Raw genomic sequence first — 10748 nt, forward strand, 5'->3', positions numbered from 1 at the left:
TTTTTAAGAGGGTGGGTATATGCGGTTTTTACATACAGCAGATTGGCACATTGGAAAAAAATTACACGGGTATGATTTATTAGAGGATCAGAGCTACATCATTGATCAAATGATTGCATTGGCGGAAGAACAATCAGTAGATGCTTTCATCATTGCTGGGGATCTTTATGATCGTACAGTGCCAGCTGTGGATGCAGTGAAATGTTTAAATGAAAAAATAGCGAAAATCAATTTAGAAAAAAAGTTGCCGCTACTAGCAATTTCTGGAAATCATGATAGTCCGACGCGACTTGAAACCGGGAGTCCATGGTTTAAAAATACCCAATTTTATTTAACGACTTCCATTGAAGAAAGTATTGAGCCAATTGAGTTTACGGACACGCAATTTTTCTTGTTGCCTTATTTTGAACCCATCGAAGCGCGTTTGTTTTTTGATGAAAAAATCACCACCATCGCTCAAGGTGTCATGCGGGTGGTTGAAGAGATGAAGCGCCGCTTCGATTCCAAGAAGAAACACGTTTTAGTGACTCACTTTTTTGTAGCTGGTTCGAGTCAGACGGATTCGGAAACCAAAATTCAAGTAGGTGGATTGGATAGCGTCCCCACGACAGCTTTTGAGGGATTTGATTATGTTGCATTGGGGCATCTGCATGCCAATAATGCACTAAATCATGAACGGATCCGTTATAGTGGCTCTCCATTGAAATTCTCTTTGTCTGAAATCACCAATGAAAAAGGGGTCTATATTATCGATACCCAAACCAATGAGCAAACTTTTTACCCATTAAAACCGAAAAGAGATCTTCAACAATATACCGCTTCATTTGAAAATTTGATGGATCCAGTGTTTTATCGTCAAATCGATCGGGAAGCATTTTTGCATTTTACCTTAACGGATCGGGCAGTGATTCCTAATATGATGAATCAATTGCGGCGGGTCTATCCGCGAATTTTATCGGTGGAGCGGCAATCTGGCAGAATCGTCAATAAGAAAAAACGGACATTCGCCGATGAAGAGGAGCCGCAACAAGTGATCGCTCATTTTTTTAAAGAAATGACTGGCGAACCGTTAAATGAGCAGCAGCAAAAATGGCTGATAGGTTTGACAGAAGGGGAAGAAAAGGAGAGAGAACAGTCATGCAGCCAAGAAAACTAATCATGAAAAATTTTGGTCCTTTCATTCATGAGGAACTGGATTTTGGCGATTTTCAAGAAGGCGGTCTGTTTCTAGTCAGCGGCAAAACCGGGGCTGGCAAAACAACGATTTTTGATGGGATGACATTCGCTTTGTTTGGAGAAACCTCTGGAAATCTGCGATCCGGCAAAGAAATGCGCTCGACATTCGCTTCTCCTACAGAAGAGACAAGTGTCCGTTTTTCCTTTGACCATCAACATTTACACTATGAGATTGAACGGCGTCCCGAACAAGTCTTAGCCAAAAAACGCGGCGATGGGGTCACGAATCAAGCCGCCAAAGTGCGATTAACGATTTTTGATCAGCAAGGAAAAGAACGGAAACAAATCAGCAAAAAAAATGAAGTAGATGCGTTTATCAAGGATTTGCTTCAGCTGGATGCCAAACAATTTTTCCAAATCATTTTGCTGCCTCAAGGAGAATTTCGCAATTTCTTGATTGCCAGCAGCAACGAGAAAGAAAAAGTCTTGCGGAATATTTTTGGGACAGAAATGTATCAACGCTTCAATGATTGGTTGAAAGAACAGGTCAAAAAACAAACCAAGCAAATCGAAAAACAGCAAACAGCCGCTGATCATTTGATCACTCGCTTTGAATGGGCTGAACCGGCTGCTCCGGTTTCATTGGTTGAGACCCTGGACTACTGGCAGACAGATCTTGAAAAACAACGAAGCCTGCAGCAAACCATTGAAGCTAAAAAGAATCAAGCGGAACAAGAGAAAAAGACGATTCAAGAAGCTTTTTATTCAGCAAAAGAAATCCATAAAGCACTAGCCGAGGAGCAGGCACTTCGCCAACAAGCAGAGGCGTTGGCTACAAAGGAAAGCCAAATTTCAGAAGATCGGCTTCGATTACAGCAATTGGATTGGGCCTATGAGCAGCAAGCTATTTTGCGTCAAAAAGAGGAACGAACAGCAGAAGCCGCACAGGCGATTCAGCAACTGGAAGCCAATCGGCAAGCATTACTGCAATGGCAAGAAGCTCAAAATAAATGGAACGAAAACCGTGACATACAGGAAGATCTCAAAAAACAGCAAGTGGTTATCACGCAGCGTCTGCAAGTATTGGCACAATTAAAACCCTTAGCTGAACAAGTCCAACAGCAACAGCAGACTGTGACTGCTTTACAAAAAGACGTGGCTCAACAAGAAAAACAAGCCCAGCGCTTGCGAGAACAAGAAATGCTGGTCGTGGATTTGGAGCAAGAATTAAAAGCAGCTATTCAAAAGCATTCGGTTTACCAAGAGCAGGAAGTCCTATTGGTTCGGGGAGAAAATCTCCTGAGTCAATGGCAACGATTGGAACAAGAAGTGCTGCAGCTATCAGCAAAAAAACAACAACTCACAGACCAACAACAACAATTGCAAGCAGACCAGCAGCAGTTAGTTGCCACACAGGAGCAGTTGACCGCTGAATTGGTGCAAGAAAAAAGTCAAAATGCCAAGATGCAGATTGCTCGTCTGAGTCTGCTACTGGTGGAAGGAGAGCCTTGTCCTGTCTGCGGTTCTTGTCAGCATCCTGCCGCTCAAACCCATGTGGATTATAGTAATGAAGACATTATTGATAGCGAGCGAACCCTAGAAACGTTAGAAAACCAGCTGAATCAAGTGGCGACAGACCGCTCAACGAATCAGCTACTTCTGGAGCAAGTCATTGAGCAATTGCAAATTCTCCAACAGGAAGAGGTAAGTCTGCAAGAAAAACAACAAACTGCCTATGAATCACTGAGGGAGCTTCTTCGGCCAGTGATTGAAACGTTATTTGTCGAAGAAATGCTGCTGAATGAGGAAGATATTGAAGCGGCTGATCCAAAGGGGATTGACGAAAAGCTGACAGAAACGGAAATTGCAGAAACCTATTTTCTCTGTCAAAAAATCAATCAACAAATGAAACAACAGTTTACAACGGACAGTCAGAAACTGACCGAAGCCCAAGCAAGTAAACGTCAAGTTGAAGAAGAACGAATGACACTTGAAGCAAGTCGTCAGACAGCCAGTGATGCTTTGCGTTTGGAAGAAGGCAAGTTAACTTCCCTGCAAGAGCAAACCAATGGGGTTACGTTGGAACAGTTGGCTGAAGAGCAAAATGAATTAACCAACCAGTCCCAGCACTTGACAGCTTTGGTTGAAGCCGATCAGTTAGAAGAACAGCGGTTGAAGGAACAGTTTACCGTCTTGACAGAGCAGCAGCGAAATCTGCAACAGTTTCTGGCAGATAAGCAGCAAGCTGCTCAATTGGCTCAAGAACGCTTGGAAGAAGTGTTGCCAGCAGATTGCAGCGAAGAAGAAATGCGTCATTTGCTAAATGATATGAATCAACGTACTGTCTTACGAAAAGCGATCGAAACTTATGAGCAACAGCAGCGATTTGTTCAGCAACGGCAATTGGAATTGGCGCAATTCCTGCAAAACAAAACCATTCCCGATCTTGAAGAACTCGAAGCGCAGCTTCGACAACAGGAGCAGGTAACAGAACAGTTACAAGAACAAGCGATTCGAGGAAATGAGCAACTCAAACAGAATCAGCGATTATTGGAAGAGCTACAAACAATCTATCAACAAAATACGAAGCAACTAGAAAAAATCAGTCATTTACAACAACTATCCGAAGTCATCAATGGAGAAAATGAGAAGAAAACCAGCTTGGAACGCTATGTGCTGCAACGATTTTTAACAGAAATCTTGGAAGTGGCCAATGTTCGTTTGGCTCGGTTAACCAGAGGTCGCTACCAATTCGAGTTGGCAGACAAAGTGGGCAGTTACCGCAGTTCGACAGGTCTAGAGATCGATATCTATGATGACAATGCGGGAAGTCTGAGACGAGCGCATACCTTATCCGGAGGGGAAAGCTTTATTGCTGCACTGGCGTTAGCCATCTCACTAGCCGACGTGATCCAAAACCGGTCTGGTGGTATCGAGATCGAAGCACTGTTTATCGACGAAGGTTTTGGCTCCCTTGATGAAGAATCGTTGGAAATGGCGATGGAAGCACTAGAAATGATTGAAAACGAAGGGCGGATGATTGGGATCATTAGTCATGTACGAGAATTAAGAGAACGAATCTTGCAACAAGTCATTGTTCAGACCGACGGCAGTGGACAAAGCAAGATTCGCACATCACTTTAGAGAAAGGAGGACTTAAAACAAGATGAAATGGAGTATTCCAGAAAAAGTAATTGAAAGAGGCCGGACTTACTTAAACGAAGGCCGTGTATTGTCCGTGATGCCAGATCCAGAACGAAAGGTCTGGCATGCGGAAGTATTGGGAAGCGAGCTTTATTTGGTAGATCTGGATGCAACAGCTAAGGAAATCGATTATTGTCAATGCCCCTATTGGGAAGAGCATCATTACTGCAAGCATACGATTGCTGTTGAACTTTATTTACGGAAACAAGGCAAAACCAGACAAATCACAGTGGACAAAAAGCTTGTCAAAGCGGCGTTTTCAGCCTCAGAGATGTTTTCACAAGGCTTCAATCGGCTCCAATCCAACCAGCAGACAGTCACACCTTTGCAGATCGAATACCGAGTGGAGAACCTAACCACGAACCCTTACCATCAAGAGATGGATGTTTTGGGAATTTCATTAAAAGTCGGCCAGCGGGGGACTTCAAAGACCTATGTCGTCAAAAACATCTATAAGTTTTTGCAAGTCTATCAAGAAAAGAAGAGCTATCAAGCCAACAAACAAACCGAGTTCCTTTTAACCAGTGACGCCTTTGATCAAATCAATAATGAGATTTTGATCCGTCTCTTAGGAATCGCACAAACCCAGCAGCTGATTGGTCAAGCCGGCATCCAAATCAAAGGGAAACTGGATAAGAAATATTTGCTGCTGCCTGTTGAATATGGCAAAGAATTATTACTAAAAATGAATGATGCCTATATGCAATTAACGATAGGCAATACGAAGTTTCGACAGGTTGCTTTTTCCGAAGGCAAACCGCTGCAGTTTCGTATCCAAAAGGAACAGGAGCAGTTTCCATTATCCTTGACAAAAGATTTTGATCACTTATTAAGTTATTACAATTGGGGCGTTCAAGACGAACACATCTATGAATTGTCGATGGATCAAAAAGAAGTCTATTTGACGATGCAGCAACTATTCAAACGTTTTGAAGAGCCGACAATCGTTTATCCAAAGTCCGAATTATCCAATTTGTTCATGCAAGTCTTGCCTCATTTACGGAAGATCGGGAAGGTAGAAATCTCAGAAGAAGTAGGGGCAGAGATCCAAGAGAGCCCGTTATCGGTTGTTTTTTCCTTGCGAAAGATCAAAGGACAGATTGATCTGCAAGTTGATTTCAATTATGGGGCAGTTACTTTTTCAACGGACGAGAAGCATCAGGTGATGCCAGCAAGGCATCCAGAAGTTTTGCGAGACTATCCGTTAGAAAAACGAATTGAGAAAATCGTGGAACAAATGAAGTATCAAAAGAGTACGAAAAACTGGATCAAAGCGTTACCGGTTGGCGAAGAATTGTTTGCCTTCTTTACCCGTGAGATTCCTTTGTTGCGACAACTAGGAGAAGTCCGGATCGGTAAAAAGTTGCGAGAACTCTATTTAGATGCCCAGCAGCATCAGCCAACCATCGAAATCGAAGAAAACGGTTCTTGGCTGGATATTCACTTTGATGTCAGCGGCATCGCTGAATCGGAGATCGATGCGGTATTACGAAGCTTGTTGCAGGCGGATCGTTTTTATACGACAGAAACGGGCCAAGTTCTTTCACTGGAAACAGAAGCCTTCCAAGAAGCTAGTGCCGCATTGCAGAAACTGCGGACATCGTTTCTCTCGCAAGGAGGTACGCTTCAAGTGCCATTGAATCAAGGCTTGTATTTGCAAGAAGAATTAGCGGATCAAGCAACCTTTAGTCAAGGATTCAAACAAATGACGACGGACTTGATTCATCCAGAGGAATTTGCTGCGCAATTACCGAATCAGTTACAAGCGACACTCAGACACTATCAAGAAGTTGGCTTTCGTTGGCTGAAGATGTTGAGTCACTATCAATTTGGCGGTATTCTTGCCGATGAGATGGGATTAGGAAAAACGGTTCAAACCATCAGTTATCTGTTGTCTGAAAAGCAAGAGAAGCAGCAGTTGAATGCATTGATCGTTGCACCGGCTAGTTTGACCTACAATTGGCAGCAGGAAATCAAACGCTTTGCCCCAACGATTCAGTCAGTAGTGATCAGCGGCTCGCGAGAAGAGCGGGGAAGTCAGCTGCAGCAACCGGCAGATGTGCGCATCACCTCCTATGCCAGCTTACGTCAGGACATCGATCAGTACCAAGAATTAGGTTTAGCGTATTTGATCTTGGATGAGGCGCAAATGGTCAAAAACAGTGGAACCAAGACCGCACAAGCATTGCGTTCCTTGGAGGTTCCTCACCGCTTTGCATTAAGTGGCACGCCGATCGAAAATAATCTCGAAGAGCTATGGTCTTTGTTTGAAATGATTATGCCCGGCTTTTTCCCTAGTAAACAGCGCTACAAAGAATTATCTACGCAAGAAATCGCTAAAATGATCAAACCCTTCATTTTACGTCGGGATAAAAAATCGGTTCTGCAAGATCTGCCAGAGAAGTTAGAAACGAATTATTATAGTGTACTGACAGAAGAGCAGAAAAAAATCTACCTTGCGTATTTGCGCCAAATGCGGGAAGAAATCGCGCAAATGGACACAACGACATTTCGTAAAAACCGAATCAGTATTTTGGCCGGACTGACCCGTTTGCGCCAAATCTGTTGTGATCCTCGGTTATTCGTAGAAGATTACGAAGGAACCTCCGGTAAGCTGGAGCAGGTCAAAGACTTGATTCAAGCAGCCAAAGAGAATGGTCGCCGAGTGCTGCTGTTTTCTCAATTTACAAGCATGCTGTCGATCATTGAAGAGGAGCTTGCTCAAGTGGGGCTGGAAACCTTTTATCTTCGCGGAAGTACACCACCTCAAGACCGCCTCAGCATGGTAGATGCCTTCAATAGTGGAGAGAAAGATGTCTTTTTGATCTCATTGAAGGCCGGTGGTACTGGTTTGAATCTGACCGGAGCAGATACAGTCATTTTATATGACCTATGGTGGAATCCTGCGGTGGAAGAGCAAGCTGCTGGTCGGGCCCATCGGATCGGTCAGAAAAAGGTTGTGGAAGTGTGGCGTATGATCGCGGAAGGAACGATTGAAGAACGAATGAATGCCTTGCAACAGGAAAAACGTGAGCTTTTCCAAAAAGTTATTCAAGGCAATGAAACTCAGCTTAGTCAAATGACGGAAGAAGATATTCGTCTGATTCTAAGCATTGGGGAAGAAGATCTCTAAAGGATTTTATTCCGAAAGGAAAAAACGGGACCGTGACATAAGTCATCATCCAACAAGTTAAACCGAATAGTATTTTATTGCAATAATAGATACTGTTCGGATAGTGTTACTTGTAGGAGACTTATGACAAAGTCCTGTTTTTTTAGTGCGCCATAGCAGCAACTTCTGTTAATGAGAGGATTCCTGCAGTCAGTTCTTCAAAGGCAGTCAATGTACAATCAGGTTGACAATTTTTGATTTGTGGCGCTTTCCGGCCTCGATGATTGAGCCAAAGGGCTTGCCAGCCAGCTTGTTTACTGCCAAATACATCATTGTCGAAATTATCGCCAACGTACAATGTCCGGTTTGGATCTAAATCAAATCGTTCTTCAGCAAGCTGAAAAAGTTCGATATCTGGTTTTTGAAATCCGGTTGCCTGTGAAATCAGCATATGTTCCGGATGGATCCAACGGGTCAGTTCCAATTGATCAATTTTCTTTTTTTGGTGATCGGTCGGACCATTGGTGATGATGCCAAGTTTGATAGGGAATGAAGCCAAGGTATCGAGGGTTTCCTTAACGGCTGGATGAAGTTGGATATTGTCTAGCTCCGCTTCATAAGTCGCTTGAAAGACTCGGCTAGCATCAGTTGAGAGAGGAGAATAGCCCAGATCAATCAATGATTGACAAAGTCTAAAGGTACGAAATTCTTCTAACGTCCATTCTTTTGAGATGACTTTTCCAAAATGGTCATCACTATGTACGCGAAAACGAATATAAAGAGGATGGAGATCAGATACTGCTACTTCTGGAATGATGGTTGTAACTGCATTTCTAAATGGTTGTTGTTGATCGTATAATGTATCGTCGACATCAAAGATTACCGCATTAAGCAAAAGAGACACGCCTTTCAAATGTAGTGAAAATTTTCATTTTGTTTTCGAACATATAATAGCGGATATTTTATGAGAAAAAAAGGGCATAAAGCTTGATAAATAAAGGTTTTATTTACTAATTTTAAAAATCCTTGATCTTATCGCTTTTTCAAATTTGAGTGAATTTTACCCTTTTCAATTGATTTCTCATTTTGCTTTTCAAGAATGACTTGCTTATAATGGAGAATAAACGAGGAGGGGAAAGAGTGTTAAAAAGGTTTTTTAGTTATTATCGACCTTATCGGTCATTGTTCATTTTAGATTTTACTTGCGCTGTCTTCGCCGGGTTGTTGGAATTGGTTTTTCCGGTAGCCGTGAATCAAGTAATTGATAAAATCATGCCGCAAAATAATTTCCGGCTGATATTGCTGGCTTGTTTGGGACTGTTTTTATTTTATTTAGTTAATACGATCTTGCAATACATCGTGGTCTTTTATGGCCACAAACTAGGAGTCAATATTGAGACGGATATGCGCCAAGAATTGTTTCGACATTTGCAGACCCAGTCTTTTGAATATTACGACAATCAGAAAACCGGGCGTTTGATCAGTCGGCTAACCACTGACTTATTTGAAATCTCCGAAGTCGCTCATCATGGTCCTGAAGATGTTTTCATCACGATCATGACATTGATTGGCTCTTTCTTTTTGATGCTCAATATGCATGTTCAACTAGCATTGGCAACTTTTGCCTTGATTCCCTTGATCACGGTGGCATTGGTTTTCTTCAATAAGAAAATGACCAAGGTCAATACCGAGATCTATGATAATTTAGGCGAATTTAATGCCGGCGTCGAAGCTGCTGTCAGCGGCATTCGTGTGACCCAGTCATTTGCCAATGAACAATTTGAACATCAGCGATTTAATGTCCTAAGCGGTCTGTATCGCCGATCAAAAATCGTTTTTTATCAAGTGATGGCGATCAGCTCTGCCTATAATTATTTTCTGATCCGTCTGATCAATTTATTTGCGTTGATTTTCGGTGCCTATTACGTGATCAAAGGGGAGTTGACCAACGGGCAGTTTGTTGGGTTCATCTTGTTATCCAATGTCTTTGTTCGCCCCATTGAGAAGGTCAATACCATGATTGAAAGTTATCCGAAGGGCTTCGCTGGTTTTAAACGGTTGACCGAAGAGTTGGATAAGCAACCGGCGATTCAAGACAAGCCAGATGCCATTGAGGTGAATGAATTAAAAGGGGATATTGTCTATCAAGATGTTTCCTTTGCTTACGCCGATGCGACGAAAGTGTTGAACCATATCAATCTAACGATCAAGGCAGGAGAAACCGTTGCTTTTGTCGGACAAAGTGGTTCGGGGAAAACAACGTTGTGTAATTTGTTGCCGCGATTTTATGAAGTCACTGACGGTGAAATCACGATTGATGGGATCAATATCCAGGATATGACGCTGGCCTCTTTACGTGGACAGATCGGAACCGTTCAACAAGATGTCTTCTTGTTTCCTGGATCGATTCGAGAAAATATTGCTTATGGAAAATTAGCTGCAACTGACGAGGAGATTGCGCAAGCCGTAAAACTTGCCCACTTAGAACAAGTGATCGACCAAATGCCGGAAGGGCTGGAGACCGTCATTGGCGAACGGGGAGTCAAACTCTCTGGCGGACAAAAGCAACGGGTAGCCATTGCGCGGATGTTCCTAAAAAATCCCCCAATCTTGATTTTAGATGAAGCGACTTCTGCTTTAGATACAGAAACGGAACAAGTTATTCAAGAATCCTTGAACTCATTAGCCGATGGGCGGACCACATTGATCATTGCCCACCGTTTAGCTACGATCAAGCATGCTGACAGAATTATCGTTGTCAGTGACCAAGGAATTTTAGAAGAGGGCACCCATCAGCAACTACTTGCCCAAGGTGGCCATTATCAAGCATTGTACGAGGCACAATTTAAAAATTAGTCGAAAAAAAGCGATCGAAATCGCTTTTTTTGATAATATGCGAATAAACATAACTTTTCTATCCGGCTGATTTTCCCCAAGAAAATGGTTAAGATTTGCTTATTAAAAATAACTTTTGTTTGTAACATTTGTCATATTTATGCCCTGTGAAATGTTCTTTCACTCATAATAATGAAAAGATGTTTGAAAATAATATACAGGATAATACAGTTTTTGATTTTTTTGAAATCTTTTAATAACAATGCCTACTATTTGGCCGCAAGGATATTCTCCTGAGAGCCGAAAAAAATGATTGGTAAGGACCAATGAGAGTGCACTATTATTATAGAAAGAACTTGTATAGAGGAGTCAAAATATGGAGATTCATTCACCAAAATTAAAAAACGATTGAATAAAATTA

The 10748-nt window shown here is 42.2% G+C and carries 5 protein-coding genes; 4 read left to right on the forward strand and 1 reads right to left on the reverse strand.

Features of this window, described 5'->3' with window-relative positions; genetic code table 11:
* Window positions 1-19: 19 nt before the first annotated feature.
* Genes Q0A12_RS00420 through Q0A12_RS00430 form a run of 3 tightly spaced genes read left to right on the forward strand, consistent with a single transcriptional unit; the run spans window position 20 to window position 7513 of the window.
* Window positions 20-1156: an exonuclease SbcCD subunit D gene (locus Q0A12_RS00420; RefSeq protein WP_291290757.1), complete on the forward strand. Its 1137-nt coding sequence runs from the start codon at window positions 20-22 to the stop codon at window positions 1154-1156.
* Window positions 1138-4320 (forward strand): SMC family ATPase, encoded by a 3183-nt coding sequence (locus tag Q0A12_RS00425; protein ID WP_291290758.1) that lies wholly within the window; start codon window positions 1138-1140, stop codon window positions 4318-4320. Before Q0A12_RS00420 ends, Q0A12_RS00425 begins: the two co-directional genes overlap by 19 nt.
* A gap of 22 nt (window positions 4321-4342) precedes the next feature.
* Window positions 4343-7513: a DEAD/DEAH box helicase gene (locus tag Q0A12_RS00430; protein ID WP_291290759.1), complete on the forward strand. Its 3171-nt coding sequence runs from the start codon at window positions 4343-4345 to the stop codon at window positions 7511-7513.
* 142 nt (window positions 7514-7655) lie between these two features.
* Here the strand turns inward: Q0A12_RS00430 and Q0A12_RS00435 are convergent, their stop codons facing one another.
* The gene (locus tag Q0A12_RS00435; RefSeq protein ID WP_291290760.1) at window positions 7656-8387 is read right to left on the reverse strand and encodes an HAD family hydrolase; all 732 of its coding nucleotides are present in this window, start codon (window positions 8385-8387) and stop codon (window positions 7656-7658) included.
* A gap of 245 nt (window positions 8388-8632) precedes the next feature.
* Between Q0A12_RS00435 and Q0A12_RS00440 the strand changes: the two genes are divergently transcribed.
* Window positions 8633-10348 (forward strand): ABC transporter ATP-binding protein, encoded by a 1716-nt coding sequence (locus Q0A12_RS00440; protein WP_291290761.1) that lies wholly within the window; start codon window positions 8633-8635, stop codon window positions 10346-10348.
* Window positions 10349-10748 lie beyond the last annotated feature (400 nt).

Source organism: Enterococcus sp. (genome assembly GCF_022711995.1).
GTDB lineage: Bacteria > Bacillota > Bacilli > Lactobacillales > Enterococcaceae > Enterococcus_D.

Excerpts from the sequence above, each read along its gene's own strand:
- Q0A12_RS00425 (WP_291290758.1), top strand. The coding sequence starts at position 1,138 with ATGCAGCCAAGAAAACTAATCATGAAAAATTTTGGTCCTTTCATTCAT.
- Q0A12_RS00420 (WP_291290757.1), top strand. The coding sequence starts at position 20 with ATGCGGTTTTTACATACAGCAGATTGGCACATTGGAAAAAAATTACAC.
- Q0A12_RS00430 (WP_291290759.1), top strand. The coding sequence starts at position 4,343 with ATGAAATGGAGTATTCCAGAAAAAGTAATTGAAAGAGGCCGGACTTAC.